This is a genomic window from Embleya sp. AB8, assembly GCF_049739465.1.
In the GTDB taxonomy this organism is placed as follows: Bacteria; Actinomycetota; Actinomycetes; order Streptomycetales; family Streptomycetaceae; genus Embleya.
In genome coordinates this window covers 576453-591314 of the sequence record NZ_JBMHHY010000001.1, presented here as the reverse complement: position 1 = coordinate 591314, position 14862 = coordinate 576453, and the positions used below count along the sequence as shown (strand labels likewise).

General features: G+C 68.9%; 16 protein-coding genes and 1 pseudogene. 8 read left to right on the top strand and 9 right to left on the bottom strand.

Annotated elements, in window-relative coordinates; all coding sequences use genetic code 11:
* Positions 1-44 precede the first annotated feature (44 nt).
* Positions 45-620 (top strand): annotated as a pseudogene (locus ABIA38_RS02580) (NAD(P)H-dependent glycerol-3-phosphate dehydrogenase); the annotation flags it as partial.
* Between the two features lie 158 nt (positions 621-778).
* Here ABIA38_RS02580 and ABIA38_RS02575 read toward each other — a convergent pair.
* From ABIA38_RS02575 to ABIA38_RS02560, 4 genes are all read right to left on the bottom strand, one after another.
* Complete coding sequence (locus tag ABIA38_RS02575; protein WP_424636685.1) at positions 779-1384, bottom strand: UrcA family protein; 606 nt, start codon at positions 1382-1384, stop codon at positions 779-781.
* Between the two features lie 690 nt (positions 1385-2074).
* The gene (locus tag ABIA38_RS02570; protein ID WP_424636684.1) at positions 2075-2272 is read right to left on the bottom strand and encodes a DUF397 domain-containing protein; all 198 of its coding nucleotides are present in this window, start codon (positions 2270-2272) and stop codon (positions 2075-2077) included.
* Positions 2273-2557: 285 nt separating this feature from the next.
* Complete coding sequence (locus tag ABIA38_RS02565) at positions 2558-2755, bottom strand: DUF397 domain-containing protein (RefSeq protein ID WP_424636683.1); 198 nt, start codon at positions 2753-2755, stop codon at positions 2558-2560.
* Positions 2734-3531, bottom strand: a complete 798-nt coding sequence (locus ABIA38_RS02560; RefSeq protein WP_424636682.1) for a helix-turn-helix domain-containing protein — start codon at positions 3529-3531, stop codon at positions 2734-2736. Before ABIA38_RS02560 ends, ABIA38_RS02565 begins: the two co-directional genes overlap by 22 nt.
* A gap of 614 nt (positions 3532-4145) precedes the next feature.
* On the opposite strand from ABIA38_RS02560, the gene ABIA38_RS02555 reads away from it, so the two are divergent.
* Positions 4146-4592, top strand: a complete 447-nt coding sequence (locus tag ABIA38_RS02555; RefSeq protein ID WP_424636681.1) for a hypothetical protein — start codon at positions 4146-4148, stop codon at positions 4590-4592.
* A gap of 143 nt (positions 4593-4735) precedes the next feature.
* Here ABIA38_RS02555 and ABIA38_RS02550 read toward each other — a convergent pair whose 3' ends face one another.
* Complete coding sequence (locus ABIA38_RS02550; RefSeq protein WP_424636680.1) at positions 4736-5119, bottom strand: VOC family protein; 384 nt, start codon at positions 5117-5119, stop codon at positions 4736-4738.
* Positions 5120-5562: 443 nt separating this feature from the next.
* On the opposite strand from ABIA38_RS02550, the gene ABIA38_RS02545 reads away from it, so the two are divergent.
* Positions 5563-5871, top strand: a complete 309-nt coding sequence (locus ABIA38_RS02545) for a hypothetical protein (protein ID WP_424636679.1) — start codon at positions 5563-5565, stop codon at positions 5869-5871.
* A gap of 133 nt (positions 5872-6004) precedes the next feature.
* On the opposite strand, the gene ABIA38_RS02540 is transcribed toward ABIA38_RS02545, so the two are convergent.
* A complete protein-coding gene (locus ABIA38_RS02540) occupies positions 6005-6610 on the bottom strand; it encodes a TetR/AcrR family transcriptional regulator (RefSeq protein WP_424636678.1) in 606 nt (201 codons plus the stop codon).
* A gap of 249 nt (positions 6611-6859) precedes the next feature.
* Between ABIA38_RS02540 and ABIA38_RS02535 the strand changes: the two genes are divergently transcribed.
* The 5 genes from ABIA38_RS02535 to ABIA38_RS02515 all read left to right on the top strand — a co-directional run bounded on the left by ABIA38_RS02535 (position 6860) and on the right by ABIA38_RS02515 (position 12274).
* The gene (locus ABIA38_RS02535; protein ID WP_424636677.1) at positions 6860-7657 is read left to right on the top strand and encodes an acetoacetate decarboxylase family protein; all 798 of its coding nucleotides are present in this window, start codon (positions 6860-6862) and stop codon (positions 7655-7657) included.
* Between the two features lie 53 nt (positions 7658-7710).
* On the top strand, positions 7711-8601 hold the full coding sequence (locus tag ABIA38_RS02530; protein ID WP_424636676.1) for an SDR family NAD(P)-dependent oxidoreductase: 891 nt from the start codon (positions 7711-7713) through the stop codon (positions 8599-8601).
* 6 nt (positions 8602-8607) lie between these two features.
* A complete protein-coding gene (locus ABIA38_RS02525) occupies positions 8608-9951 on the top strand; it encodes an amidohydrolase family protein (protein WP_424636675.1) in 1344 nt (447 codons plus the stop codon).
* Positions 9952-9956: 5 nt separating this feature from the next.
* Complete coding sequence (locus tag ABIA38_RS02520) at positions 9957-11243, top strand: amidohydrolase family protein (protein WP_424636674.1); 1287 nt, start codon at positions 9957-9959, stop codon at positions 11241-11243.
* A gap of 227 nt (positions 11244-11470) precedes the next feature.
* Positions 11471-12274: an SAM-dependent methyltransferase gene (locus ABIA38_RS02515; RefSeq protein ID WP_424636673.1), complete on the top strand. Its 804-nt coding sequence runs from the start codon at positions 11471-11473 to the stop codon at positions 12272-12274.
* Here the strand turns inward: ABIA38_RS02515 and ABIA38_RS02510 are convergent.
* The 3 genes from ABIA38_RS02510 to ABIA38_RS02500 form a co-directional block, all read right to left on the bottom strand.
* Positions 12244-12681, bottom strand: coding sequence for a nuclear transport factor 2 family protein (locus ABIA38_RS02510; RefSeq protein WP_424636672.1), 438 nt, complete (start codon positions 12679-12681; stop codon positions 12244-12246). The two genes, ABIA38_RS02515 and ABIA38_RS02510, sit on opposite strands and share 31 nt — an antisense overlap.
* Positions 12682-12754: 73 nt before the next feature.
* Entirely contained in the window at positions 12755-14032 is a 1278-nt protein-coding gene (locus tag ABIA38_RS02505) for an MFS transporter (RefSeq protein WP_424636768.1), read from the bottom strand.
* A 63-nt stretch (positions 14033-14095) separates the two neighbouring features.
* Positions 14096-14836 carry a hypothetical protein gene (locus ABIA38_RS02500; RefSeq protein ID WP_424636671.1) on the bottom strand — a complete coding sequence of 247 codons (741 nt, stop codon included), beginning with the start codon at positions 14834-14836 and terminating at the stop codon, positions 14096-14098.
* Positions 14837-14862 lie beyond the last annotated feature (26 nt).

Genomic DNA, 14862 nt, shown 5'->3' with positions numbered 1-14862 from the left:
ACACCGGACCCACCACCACAACCCGGCGTACTTCCCCGACGTGGGAGATCATGGCCGGCCAACCCGCCGCAGCCACCATCGCCTGCCCTGACGAGGAAGCCGCCCGCCGCTTCCAATCCGCCTGCCACACGGCCTACTTCCGCCCCTACACCAGCACCGACGTGATCGGCTGCGAACTCGGCGGCGCGATCAAGAACGTCATCGCCCTCGCGGTCGGCGTCGCCACCGGAATGGGCCTGGGAGACAACGTCACCGCCGTACTCATCACCCGGGGCCTGGCCGAAACCACCCGCCTGGCCACCGCCCTCGGCGCCCACCCGGCAACCCTCGCCGGACTCTCCGGCATCGGCGACCTCGTCGCCACCTGCAACTCACCACTCTCCCGCAACCGCACATTCGGCACCCACCTCGGCCACGGCCTCACCCTCGACGAAGCCGCCACCGCCACCCGACAAACCACCGAAGGCGTCAAGTCCACCGACGCCATCCTCGCCCTCGCCCGCGCCCACCACGTCGACATGCCCATCACCGACGTAGTCGCCGCACTGCTCCACGAGAAGATCACCCTCGGCCAGGCCGCCACCGCCCTGATGAACCGGCCCCCCAAGCCCGAGCGTTGACACCGCGCCCCCGCCCGGGCGCACCACCCACCGCCGACCCCCGCCGTCGCCCCGACAGTGACCAGGCCGGATGCCGCCGACCGTCCGCCCTCGATGTCTCGAAGGCGGACGGTGGGTGGCTCACCGGGCCCCGGGCACCGCTCACCCGGGGAGTCGGCTCAGATGGCCACCCAGAACGCTTCCATCCAGCGGTTCTCGCCGATGCTTCCGATCCACTGGTCGTACAACCATTGATCCGTGCTCTTCCAGCCCACGTCCTGCACGTGGGCGGCAGCCTTCAGGGTCTCGTTGGTGCTCCGCAGGTGGATCGCCTGGAGCGGCTGACCATGGATGTTGCCTATCCGGATCCAGGTGCCGGGCGGCACGTTGTTCTCGGAACCGGTGCCGTCCTCCGCCCAGTGCGCCTGTACGTTGAAGTTCAGGGCGCCGGTCGTGCCGACCTCGAAGTAGATCTCGTCGATCGGCTTATTCTGGCCCACCGTTCCGGTGTAACCGGCGGCGCCGTCGGTACACAGCTTTGCGGACCATTGGTCACTGCCCCGCACGTGTGCCTGGTAGCACAGGGCCCGGCCCTGGGTGCGCAACCCGGTTCGCTTCGCGCCCGCCGCGTCCACCTTCTGGGCCTGTTCCGGGGTCAGCTTGCCGACCGTGACCACCTCGCTCGTCGCGGGAGCGGATGTCTCGACCGCCTGAGCCGCTGGAGCCATTCCGAAGAGCGCGAGCGCGGAGAGCAGCGGAACGGCGATCCTTGCACGAAATCGCATGCTTAGTACTCCAATTGATTGCTGAACTGACAGCATTGCAGGCTTAATTGAAGTATTTCATGCGCTCCGCAACCACAGGGAAACCAGACAGATTCCCCGCCACAACCGAAGGCCCCGGTTCGGCAAACCGCCGCACCGTCCCGTGGTGCCAACGGTGAACAGTCGAGCTACCCCGAGGGTTCACCCGCAATCGCCACTGCTCCGTTGAACACCCGGTCGCCTCGGGTCCGAACGCGTGCGTCCTGGACGCGCCAAGCGCCGAGACTTCCGCCAACGTCCCCGCCGCAGGTCAGGGCATCGACGCCGGCGACGTCAACATCACTCCCCGGACTTGAACACCGCCACGACGACGCACGTTCTCCGGAACCGGGCAAGGCACGCATCACGATCTCACCGTGCTGGACACGACGCGGCCCCGCGCGCGCATCGGCCGTGGTTCGCAACCAGCAGGTACGAACGGTCAAGCACGTCCGTCAGGGATTTGGTCGAGGGACCGGTCGTCGCAACTGCGCGAATGGCCGTGCCCCCGACGCCGATTCAGCGCCCGAGACCGCGTTTGGTTCCGCACGCTGCGATCGGATGGGCCGGACACGTGATGGGCACTCGACAGTGGATTCCAGACGCCCTCGTGGACAAGGACGCGAGATGCCCCGCCACCTGCAGAACTCGGCTGCGGGGCACCGCCGTTCCTTAGACGATCAGGGCTGCCGTAAGGGCCGCCCACGAGGCCGCAGGCACCGTCAGGTACCCCAAACTCGGGTCCTTGCTGTCACGGACGGGGACAATGCCGGGGAAATCGTCGGCCACTTCGACGCACGCGCCTTGATCCGAGTTGCTGTAGCTCGACTTACGCCAGGCAGTGGCGCTCAGGTCGGGGGTTGTGTACACGCCTCGTACTCCTTGGCTGCCGTGCATGGCTGCCGATTCCCTCAGGATCAGGGCATGGGCACTCACCCGATGGTAGGCCCGTTTGCCGGCCATATCACCAAAAAGTACGGACTCAGGGTTCCGCCGCCCACCGTACGACAGCACGCGCGCCGCCACCCCTAGGCCAGACGACGAAGCGTCAGGCGATTGTCAGCCACCGACAGCGCCCGGGGCCGACCCGGCTTCATCGTCGCCAACGCGATGCCCCACCACCCGCGGAATTCGGCAGCGGGGCATCGACGTTCATCAGACGCTCAGTGTTGCCGTAAGGGCTGCCCACGAGGCCGCAGGCACAGTCAGGTGTCCCACGCTCGGGTCCTTGCTGTCACGGACGGGGACGATGCCGGGGAAATCGTCGGCCACTTCGACGCAGGCGCCTTGATCGTCGTTGCTGTAGCTCGACTTACGCCAGGCAGCGGCGCTCAGGTCGGGGGTTGTGTACATGCCTCGTACTCCTTGATTGCCGCGCGGATCATGGCTGCCGATTCCCTTGGAGTCAGGGCATAGGCACTCACCCGATCGTAGGCCCGTTTACGCGTCGTGACGACGTCCGGGTCCTCAAGGATCCGGCCGTGCGCGTGGCCTTCGACGTAAGCCAACGATGTGCCATCCTCCAGCTCGATCAGAATCTGAGTCGCCTCAGTCAGGCCGAACTCGCCACGGCAGAAGGGCAGTACTCGGATGGTGCAGTTCTCGTGGTCCACCAGCGGCAAAAGTGCAGCGAGTTGTTCGGCCATCACTGCGGACCCACCGACCCAACGCCGTAGGACCGACTCGTCAAGAATCGCCGCGAAGTGGGGACTTGGGCTTCGCTCGAAGATCGCTCGGCGGTCCAGCCGGGCGGCAACGCGCGCTTCGATCTCTTCTTCAGTAGCTCCGCGGTCGGCCTCCCGGAAGACCGCCCGCGCGTACGCCGGCGTCTGAAGCAGTCCCGGAATGCGGAAGCCTGCCCATTCCCTCAAGCCCAGCGCTTCCTTCTCAAGACCCATGTATTCCAAGTAGCGATCCGGGAACCGTACATCGCGCAGCAACTCGAACATGGCCGTGAACAAACCGCTCGTGCCGAATGCCGCGTCGAGCTTCGGGCACAGTTCTTCGGGGACCGGACTGTCGCAAGTTTCGAAGCGGCTCATCGATGCCTTGCTGTAGCCCACGACATCCGCCAACTCCGTTACGGACATGCCCGCCCGCGTTCGGTGCTCCCGGATCTGAGAGGCCACGCGTTGGCGAGGTGATCCGATTGTCGGATCGGTTCGACGCTCCTGGTATCGCACGCGCGTACCCCTTCCCGTTCCAATTGGATCCGCAACCGTGGGTCACTCCAAAGGCTAGACCGATTGGCCGATGATGAACCACAGAGTGGCCGAATCCCTACTCACGGCAACCGGCAACTCGGCCACGTCCCCCTGCCGTCACGAGCGGGAGGGCGAACGCGCTGCCGTTCCTTGGTCGAACGGCGATGCGGTGGGAGATGGGAGGTAGGGGGCGAGGACATGCCTGGACAGCAACTCGCCCCCTACGTGCCCCAATCAGCGAAAGGACACGTCACCACGATGACAGATCGAATCGGATGGACCCAACGCGGCCCGGTGCAGGCGGCGGCTGTGGTACGCAACCGGCAGATCGCGCAACTTCGCACGCCGGCTCGGGAGTGGGTCGAGGAGCCGTACGTCGTCGCCTCTTCCCCGATTGCCACTCCTCCGATGGCCACTCCCCCGATTTCCGTGCCCTCGAAGCCGATTCGGCCTCTGCGGGTGCGGCTCGGGCTGCGTTTGCGAGCTTGGCGGCGGTCGCTGCGGTTTCCGACGCAGCGACCCCGTGGCCGGAGTTCGCGATGAGTGCGCCGCAGCGGATTTCGGGGAGTACGCAGGAGGACCTCGACAAAGGCCACGCGTTCTTCGAGCGGTATCGACACGCGTGGTGTCGTGACGCGTATTCCGGCCGCGAGGGCGTGTTGATGGACGTACAGGGGCGACAGGTCCATCTGCGGCTGCGGAATGGGATCGAATTCGCCTGCCGGCTACCGGACTTGGTGATTCTCCGGCCGCCCGCTCCGGTGCTGTACCGGCACGTCGCGTACGTCGGGCGGGAAGACGCCACGAAGCGGCCGAACGGCATGCTCATGGAGATGTGGGCGGTGGACGACGGAACGTTGGCAATCGTCCAACCGGCGGGCCGCCGCGCGTGGTTCGCGTTGTTGGCGGACCTTGTGACGGTCGACTGCCCATTGGGTCCCGTGGCGGATTGGGCGGATCCCCCGTTCCCGGACGAGACGCCTTGACACGAGGGCGGGCCGGTGGCGTAGCGAGGGTGGCCGGGTAGAGACTCCAGCCTCCGGCCGCCGACCCACCCCAGCCGAACAGCCGTGCCGCCGCCGCTCGTTGGCCGGGATCGGCGGCGGCCCGGCAGCGCGCGCACCTGCCGTCAGGAATTCATCGCCGCTCGGTCCGACTTGCTGCGCAGCACGCAGAATTCGTTGCCTTCGGGATCGGCGAGGACCGCCCAGCCCGCACCATCCGGCTTCCGGCGATCGGCGACCAAGGTGGCACCGAGCCCCAGCAGCCGGTCCACCTCCTCGTCGCGCGTGGTCTCGGGGCGTAGACACAGGTGGATCCGGTTCTTGACCGTCTTGGCCTCGGGCACCTGGTTGAAGTACAACACCGGGCCCTCCGCCATCAGTACCTGAGTCTCCCGGTCACCCGGCCGGGCGTCCGGATCCAGCGAATGGCCTGTCACGCTGCTCCAGAACCGAGCCAACTCGTAGGCATCCGCGCAGTCGATCGCCACGTTCTGCAATACCGAAACCATGCGGGCGAGCCTGCCCGATCTCCACGCCGAACACCAGCCGCCCGCACGGGACCAGGATGGAAGGACCGGGATCCGGCCTCCCTCCACCACCGACCCGGACCCGGTCGCCCCCCGACCGACGAACCACCCAGGCACGGAACGGCCATCGCAGGACCCGGCCGGGCCCCCGACCGGGCGCGCAGTCGGTGGGCGGTCCGTGCCAATCACTCATATCCGGCGGCCAGTTGACGTCGCACCCTTCAGGGATCCGCAACTCGGCCGCGCTCGTCAACCCGACCCGACACCACCACGTTCGATCACGGCCCGATCAACGGTCGCGTTATGGCGCGCGTCACATCGCGATCGAGTCACATCGGCGTCCGCAAAACCGTCGTGGTGTGCAGCAAGGCAATCGGCTTGTGCAATACCGCACCATCCCTACGACCATCCCTACAGGAGAAACGTTGAAGAAGATTTCCGCCGCCGTCGCGGCAGTTCTTGTTTCCGGCGCCGTCATGACCACCGCAGCCATCACCACAGCTCCCGCTTACGCTCAGGATCGTCCGACCATCGCCACGGCCGCCACCGCCGCCACCGCCACCGCCACCGCCACCGCAGGTCAATGGTCATGGACCGGAACCTATTACGCCGCCAAATCCAGCTGCGTGGCGGACGGCCGGCAATATGAGCGGGAAGGCTTCCCGTACCAATGCCGCTATGAGTGGTTCGAGCCCACCAAGCAATACCTGTACACGCTTTACATCTACAACTGAGACGGTGTGCCGCACACACCGACCAGGCTGAACCTCACCGTGGCCGCCCACCACTCCAGCGGATTCGCTTCCGCACGGTGGGCGGCCACGTCCGCGTAGGCAGACTCCCCCGGCCCGCCCTCGTGGCCGTGGCTCACCCCAACAACGACTCCACCAGCGCCCGCACGGACAGTACGAACAACCGGTCCCCGTCCGCCACGGTGCTCAGGCTCGCCGCCAGTTCCGGGTCCGCCAGCGCCAGTTCGGCCCGCCATTCGTCCACCGCCGGCGGTTCGACCGCGCTGTTCTCCAGGGCCCGCTCCAGCATCACGAAGCCGGCGACCTGATACTGCACCGCCTGCACCGCCCGGCCCGCCCGCGCCCCCCGCAGCCCGGCCGCCGTCATCTCGCGCACCAGCGCCTTGCGGGCCGGCAGCATCATCAGCGACTCCAGGCCGCGCTCCCGGACCAGGCCGACCAGGTGCGGGCGCTCCAGGATCAGTCGCCGGCACGAGCTCGCGATCGACACCACCCGCTCGACCGGCGTGCTCCCGTCCACGGAGATCGCGCCCATGTCCGCGATCACCCGGTCCACCAGTTGATCCACCAGCACGTCGCGGTTGCCCACGTGCCAGTAGATCGAGGTGACGGCGACGCCCAACTCGGCGGCCAGTTTGCGCATGCTGAGGTTCTCGATACCGGATTCCATGACCAGACGCATGGCGGTGTCGAGCACGGTGTCTCGCGTGATTCTGTCCATCACGTCCCATTCTCGCGTCCGACCGGGGTCACCCGACACACCGGCAACCGCACACACAACCGAGCCGCAGGCCTTTACCTCGCCGACCCACCGGTGTAACAGTGTTACAGAGCAACCGGCACCACTGCGCGCGAACGACAAAAACGCGGACCATCGGCAAAACGTGGCCCAACGGCCATCGGCCGACGCCCCGTCCCGCCCCGCCCGCGCGCAGCCCCCGCACGAGCACGAGCGGAAGAGGTGAGGTACGTGGCACGCATCCGATACGCAGCCCGACCGGCGGCGACCCTGCGCAAGTCGGCCCAGGACCGGTCCAGCCTGCCGGAGATCTGGTCCACCGGCGTGATGGCGATCTGGGAGACCGACCCCGAGGTGATCGCGGCGATCCTGCCGCCGCCGCTGGTCCCCGCCGGCCGGCCGCTGGTCCGGGTGAACATCTCCGCCTGCGACATCAACGGCTTCCCGCTCGGCGCGGGCGCGGTCGCGGTGCGCTGCAAGCACGGCGACATCGAGGGCGACTACACGCTGACCATGCCGATGACCACGGAGCGCGCGGTGATCGGCGGGCGCGAGGTGTTCGGCGAGCCGAAGAAGCTGGCCGATGTCAGGGTCGAGCGGGACGGCGACACCGTGGTGGCCACGGTGAACCGGATGGGCGTCACCTACGTCGAGGTGCGCGGCACGGTTGTCGAGGAACTGCCGGTGCCCGAGCCCCGCCAGACGCTCAGCTTCTACTACAAGTTCCTGCCCGCCGTGGACGGCGACGGCTTCGACGCCGACCCGCTGCTCGTCCACGTCACCCGCAACGAGCGCACCCGCAGCGCGCACCGCGTCGACGGCGAGGTGATCCTGCGCGACTCGGACTTCGACCCGGTCGCCGACCTGCCGGTACGCAAGTTGCTGTCCATCACGCTCAGCGAACGTACGTCCGACCAGCAGGGTTTCGTCGCCGAACGGGTCAAGGCCGACCTGATGCTGCCCTACATCCACCAGCGCTACGACGACGTACAGCAGATCACCGACGACCCGCCGGCGCCCGCGAAATAGCCCACCTCCCGACAACGACCCAACAACGACCGGACAGCGAGGAAGCGAGACACATGCTCCAGGAATTCGACGGCAGAGTGGCCGTCGTCACCGGCGCCGCGAGCGGCATCGGGCTCGCGATGGCCGAGCGGTTCAGCGCCGAGGGCATGAAGGTGGTGCTCGGCGACATCGAACAGGGCGCGCTGGACCGGGCGGTCGCGCGGATCACCGAGGCGGGCGGCCAGGCGTTCGGGCACGTCGTGGACGTATCGGTGCGCGAGTCCGTGTTCGGGTTGGCCGACGCCGCGTTCGACCGTTTCGGTGCGGTGGACGTGTTGTGCAACAACGCCGGGATCGGCTCCGGTTCCGAGGGCAGGATGTGGGAGCACGACCCCAAGGACTGGGACTGGTGCTTCGCGGTCAACGTCTTCGGCGTCTTCAACGGCATCCAGGCGTTCGTCCCGAGGATGCTCGCGCAGGACACCCCCGGGCACATCGTGAACACCTCCTCCGGCGACGGCGGCATCGCCCCGCTGCCGAACGCGTCGGTGTACGCGACCACCAAGGCCGCCGTGGTCACGATGACCGAGGCGTTGTACGCGCAACTCGGCCAGGTCAAGGCCCAATTGGGCACGTCCGTACTCTTCCCCGGCCCCAAGATGCTGCGCACCGGCCTGTGGGAGTCGTACCGCAACCGGCCCGAGCGGTTCGCCAAGTCGGTGCCGCGCAAGACGCCGTACAACACGCTCGACGCGTGGGAGAAGGCGATGCGGGACGCGGGCCGGGAGATCGAGTTCACCCCGGTCGAGTCGGTCGCGGCCGACGTGCTCGACGGCATCCGGGCGAACCGGTTCTGGATCCTGCCCGCCAGTGAGCACAGCGACGACCAGATCACGGCCCGCTCGCAGAGCATGCTCACCCGCAGCAACCCCGCGTACCTCGAAACCTTCGTCCTGGACAAGTGAGCGCCGATGCCTGAAGACGCCAAGCAAGAGCCGAAGAACAGCGAACTCACCACCCCCTACACGATCATCTCCTCCGACACCCACGCCGGCCTGCCGACCGAGCTCTACCGCGACTACCTGGCCACCCGGCACCACGCCGCGTTCGACCAATTCCTGTCCGAGCGCGAGGCGCAGCTCAAGGCGATCACCGACCTCGGCGTGCGCAACGAGGACTTCGCGGCGAACTGGTTCGAGACCAACGAGGAGGTGCTGCGCAGCGGTTGGGAGGTGGACCGGCGCGATCTGGAGCTGGACAAGGACGGCGTGGTCGGCGAGGTGATCTTCCCGGACGCCGACGCGGTCGAGTCGCGCACGTGTGTCCCGTTCGGCGCGGGCCTGGGCCTGTCCGGGGACCTGGATCCCGAGTTGGGCCTGGCCGGCGCGCAGGCGCACAACCGCTGGCTGGCCGAGTTGTGCAAGACCAGCCCGGAACGGCGGCGCGGGGTCGCGCTGATCCCGATCACCGCCGCGCTCGACGACGTGCTCAAGGAGATCCGCCGGATCAAGGCGGACGGGCTGGGCGCGGTGATGATCCCGGCGATGTGGATGAACCAGACGCCTTACCACGACCGCCGGTACGACCCGGTCTGGGCGTTGTGCGAGGAGCTGGAGCTGCCGGTGGTCACCCACTCGGGTCCGGCCGACCGCGAGTCGTACGGGAACCACCTGGGCATCTATGTCACCGAGGTCACCTGGTGGCCGTCCCGACCGTTGTGGTTCCTGCTCTGGTCCGGCGTGTTCGAGCGTTTCCCGAGGTTGAAGTTCGGGGTGACCGAGGCGGGTTGCTGGTGGGTGGGCAACCTGCTGTGGTTCACCGACCGGCTGCTGCTCGGCTCGCGCGGCGCGGCCAAGCTGGCCGGGTTCGAGGAGATCAAGCTGCTGCCCAGCGAGTACTTCGACCGGAACTGCTTCATCGGCGCGTCCAACACCAAACGCCGCGAGATCGGCATGCGCTACGAGATCGGTATCGGCAACATCTGCTGGGGCAACGATTTCCCGCACCCCGAGGGCACCTGGCCGGAGACGCTCAACATCTTGCGCAAGACGTTCTCCGACGTACCGATCGCCGAGACGCGCGTGATGCTCGGCGAGGCGGTCGCCGACGTGTACGGCTTCGACCTGGCCGCCCTGGCACCGCACGCCGAACGGGTCGGGGTCACCCCCGCGACCCTCGGCCAGGTGCACGAGGACGGTTCGGCGAAGGACCTGACCACCAAGTGGGCCGCCGCCGCCGAGATCGGCCGGCACTGGCTCACCGGACACGACACGGGCGTCGCGCTCAACCCCAACGCGCCCGCCCTGGAGGTCTGATCCCCATGACCGACGGCACCACCCCGCCCACCGTCCCGGGCGGCCCCCCGTTCACCGACCTGCCCGAGCGGTACACGGTGATCTCCGCCGACTGCCACGGCGGCGGCGAGATCCACGGCTACCGCGACTACCTGCCCGCCCGTTGCCACGCCGCGTTCGACACGTGGGTGGCCGGCTACGAGATCCCGTACGAGGACCTCAAGGGCGACCTGGGCCCGCGCAACTGGGACTCCGATCGGCGCATGCGCGACCTGGAGGCGGACGGCGTGGTCGCGGAGGTGATCTTCCCGAACACGGTGCCGCCGTTCTTCCCGAAGCCCTCGCTGACCGACCAGCCGCCCGCCGCCAACGCCGGTGATCTGGCGCTGCGTTGGGAGGGGCTGAAGGCGCACAACCGGTGGATGGTCGACTTCTGCGCGGCCACCCCCGGGCGCCGGGCGGGCATCGTGCAGATCATGCTGCACGACATCCCGGCAGCGGTGGCGGAGATCCGCTGGGCCAAGGACGCCGGGCTGACCGGGGGCGTGCTGCTGCCCGGCACGCCACCCGGCTCGGGTCTCGTGCCGATGTTCGACTACGCGCACTACGAGCCGCTGTGGCGGGTGTGCGAGGAGTTGGGCATGCCGGTCAACCACCACACCGGCTCGGCCGCACCGCCGGCCGGGGACACCGACGTGGACAAGGTGGTGTTCCTGACCGAGGTGTCCTGGTGGGCGCACCGCGCGTTCACACACCTGGTGGTCTCCGGCGCGATGGACCGGCACCCCGAACTCCAGTTCGTCTTCACCGAGCAGGGCACCGCGTGGATCCCGGAGGAGACCCGGCGGCTCGACTACTACTGGCACCGGATGAGCACCGCGGTCGGCTCGCAGGAGTACGAGTGGGGCAGCGCGCTGGTCGGGCGGATGGCGCTCAAGCCGAGCGAGTACTGGGCCCGGCAGTGCCACGTCGGGGCCAGCTTCCAGCGGCCGGCCGAGGCCAAGCTGCGGTATCAGGTGGGCGTGGACCGGATCATGTGGGGCAGCGACTACCCGCACAAGGAGGCCAGCCATCCGTTCAGCCGTGAGGCGCTCCAGCTGACCTACAACGGGATCGACCCGGTCGAGGTGGCGGCCATGGTCGGCGGCAACGCGGCGAAGTTGTACGGCTTCGACCTCGCGGCGCTGGCCCCGATCGCGGCGCGGGTCGGGCCGCGGGTCGAGCAGGTGTGGGTACCGCTCGCGGCCGAGGACATCCCGGTGGGCGCGGACAAGTGCCCGGCGTTCGTGGGGGTGGCGGGCGTCAAGCCGTAGTCGCGGGCGGGCCGCGGCGATCCCGGTCCCGATCCGGAGCGGAATTGTTCCCTCCGGATCAGTTTGCCCCGGGATCGTCGCGGCAGCCGCGTCGGCGTGCAGCATCGTGGTGCAGCCCGGCAGCCCGGCAGCCCGGCAACCCGGTGTGATGCCTCGCACAGGGGTTCCAACCGATCGGCCGGCGATTTTTCCGGTGCATCGTGTCGACACGCTTTAGAGTCCGAGCCATGACTCGACCGGACTGGGCCCCAGAGCACATCGACATCACGCGCGCCAGTGTCGCCCGCGTCTACGACTACGCGCTCGGCGGCGCGCACAACTTCGCCGTCGACCGCGAGGCCGCCGAACTGGTCACCCAGGCGATGCCCGAACTGCGCGACGTGCTGCGCGCCAACCGGGTCTTCCTCACCCGCGCCGTGCACCACCTGCTCGACCTGGGCATCCGGCAGTTCCTCGACCTGGGCTCGGGCATCCCGACGGTGGGCAACGTGCACGAGATCGCGCAGAAGGCCGATCCGGCGGCCCGGGTGGTCTACGTGGACAACGACCCGGTCGCGGTCGCGCACAGCCAAGCCCTGCTCGCCGACAACCCGAACGCCACCGTGCTGGGCGCCGACCTGACCGATCCGGCCAAGGTGATCGACGCACCCGAGGTGCGCGAGCTGATCGACTTCTCCCAGCCGGTGGGCGTGTTGATCGTGTCGGTGCTGCACTTCCTGCCGGACTCCGCAGACCCGGTCGGCGTGGTCCGCCAGTACATGGACGCGACCGTCCCGGGCAGCCACCTGGTCCTGTCGCACGCGCACCGCAGCGAGGAGCGCCCGGCCGGGATGGACCGCGCGCTCAGCGAGTACTCGTCCAACGTGCAGAAGATGCACGCCCGTTCGCACGACGACATCCTGGCCGTCTTCGGCGGCCTGGAGCTGCTCCCGGCCCGGCTGGTCCCGGTCGACGTCTGGGGCCCGGCGGGTCCGCTCGGCGACCCGGCGCTGAAGTTGCCTCAGCTGGCGGGCGTCGCGGTCAAGGCCTGAACGGCCGGCACCGGGTTGTAGAACTCGCGCTGCCCGACCACCAGACCGTCCCGGAAGGCCAGGACCGCGAGGTAGGTGTTGGCGTACGGCCGATCGGTGGTCCGGGCCCGGCCGGTCCCGGTGAACTCGACGATCACGGTGTCCGGGTCCACGCAGTCGTGGACCCGGGTCACCGTCAGGCGCAGCTCGAACACGCCGAGCGCGACGGCCAGATAGGCGTCCACGGCGGCCTTGCCCTCGACGCGCACCGGCGGCGCGGCGTACGGGAATTCGAGCACCACGTCGGGGTGGTAGCAGGCCACCTGGGCGGCCCGGTCGCCGGCGGTCACGGCGGCGAGGAGGCGTTCGGCGATCCGGACGTGCTGCGCTCGGCGCGCTTGGGCCCGGTCTTGTTCGGGTGCTTCCATGGCCGCAGGGTGGCGCAGAACGGCTGCGGAAGGAAGGCCCGCAGGAAGGCCGGCAGGAGGGCCGGAACGACGCTCACGCGGTGGCCGGTCGGGCCGCCGGCGCCGGCACCCCCCGAGTCTCCGGGAGCGCGGAGAAGCAGGCCACACTCAACGCCGCCGCGCCCGCCAGATAGGCCGCCACACCCCACGGCGTACCGTCGCCCCGGGCCAGTTCGGTGGCCACGATCGGGGTCAGCGCGCCGCCGAGCACGCCGCCGAGGTTGTACGCGGTGGAGGCGCCCGTACAGCGCACACGCGGCTCGAACAGCTCGGCCAGGTACGCCCCGACCACCGAGAACATGGCGATGAACGGGAGCAGCGCGCCCAGACACGCCAGCGTCATCCACACCGGCTCACCGGTGGCCAGCAGGCGCAACATCGGGAAGGCCCACAGGCCCATCCCGGTGCAGCCCGCCACACACAGCGGCTTGCGCCCGTACCGATCGCCGATGACCGCGAACAGCGGGGTGGCCGCGGCCTTGCCCGCGACCGCGATCATGATGCACGCGAGCATCGTGGTGCGGCCCACCGACAACCGGGTGGTGGCGTAGTGCAGGGACCACGTGGTGATCAGGTAGAAGCCCACATAGCCGCAGGTCAGCGCGCCGGCCACGAGCAGGATCAGCCGCCAGTGCTCGCGCATCACCTCCTTGACCGGACTCGCCGCCAGTTCGGCGCCCTCGGCGAGCGCGCGAAACGCCGGCGTCTCCTCGATCGAGGCCCGAAGCAACAGGCCGACACCCGCGAGCAACCCGGCGAACAGGAACGGCACCCGCCAACCCCAAGCCTGGAACTGATCATCCGTCAGCGTCCCGGACAGGGTCAGCATCAGGCCGTTGGCGAGCAGAAACCCGATCGCGGGACCCACCTGCGGAAAGCTCGCCCACAACGCACGCCGTCCCGGCGGCGCGTGCTCCGAGGCCAACAACACCGCGCCACCCCACTCACCGCCCACGCCCAACCCCTGGCCGAAACGCAGCAGTACCAGCAGGATCGGCGCGGCCGGCCCGATCCGGTCGTAGGTGGGCAACAGCCCGACCAGGACGGTGGCCACCCCGGTCAACAGCAACGACCGGAACAACACCGGCCGTCGGCCGCGCCGATCGCCCAACCGGCCGAACAACACCGAGCCCAGGGGGCGGGCGATGAAGCCGACCGCGTAGGTCGCGAACGCCGCGAGGGTTGCGGAGAGCGCCGAGAATCCGGGAAAGAACAGCGGCCCGAGCACCAGGGCCGCGGCCGTGCCGTAGACGAAGAAATCGTAGAACTCGATCGCGGTGCCCGCGAAGGACGCCGCCGCGATCCGGACCATGGAGACATTTCGCGTCACACCCGGCCCAACGATCGAGTCGGTGTCCGGTCACTCGGGTGGACGTCAGCCGTCCGTGGCGGCCTGCCGGGCCGATCCCGGCGAGTCGCTCCGCCCGGGGGTGTACGCGTCGCCCAGGTCCGCCAGCCACGGTGCCCCCGCGTCGTCGCCCACGTGGCCCAGTGCCCAGGCCGGGTTCTGGCACATCGCGGTCTGCACGACCTGGGTGCCGGGCAACGTCACCGGCCAGCACAGCAGATGGCCGGCCAGCCACCAGAACTTGCCGAGCACGGCCACCGAGAGGTCGTCCTCGCCCGGCGGCCGGTCGCGGTACTCGTGCCGATACCACGTGCGCACCACCTGGGCCCAGGTCTGCTCGGCGAGCACCGTCCCGTCCCGGTCGCGCAGCGGCCCGTTGCGAAAGCGCACGTCACGCGCGATCCGATGGGTCACCCGCAGGCCGAGGGCCCGGCGCAGCGGGGTGAGCAAAATCGTCACGCCTCCGCAGACCGACCAGGTGAGCATCGACGGCCACAGGCCGAAGACCAGGTACAACACCGCGCCCGCCACGCCCAACGGCAGGCCCACCGCGCGGGCCGCGATCGGTTCGGCGTAGACCTTCAGCGGCGTGATCGGCACCCGGAAGACCGTGTCCGGCGTGCTCGCGTAGCGCGCCTCGTCGAAGTCGAGCGCGCGCGCCCGGCGATAGGTCCGGGTCTGACACCACGGCAGGGTCAGGGACAACACCGCGCCGGCGACACCGAGTACAAACCAGGGCAGGGACACCTCGGGCAGCTCCATCGCCACGTCACCCCTCCGCGCGCGTCGATGTC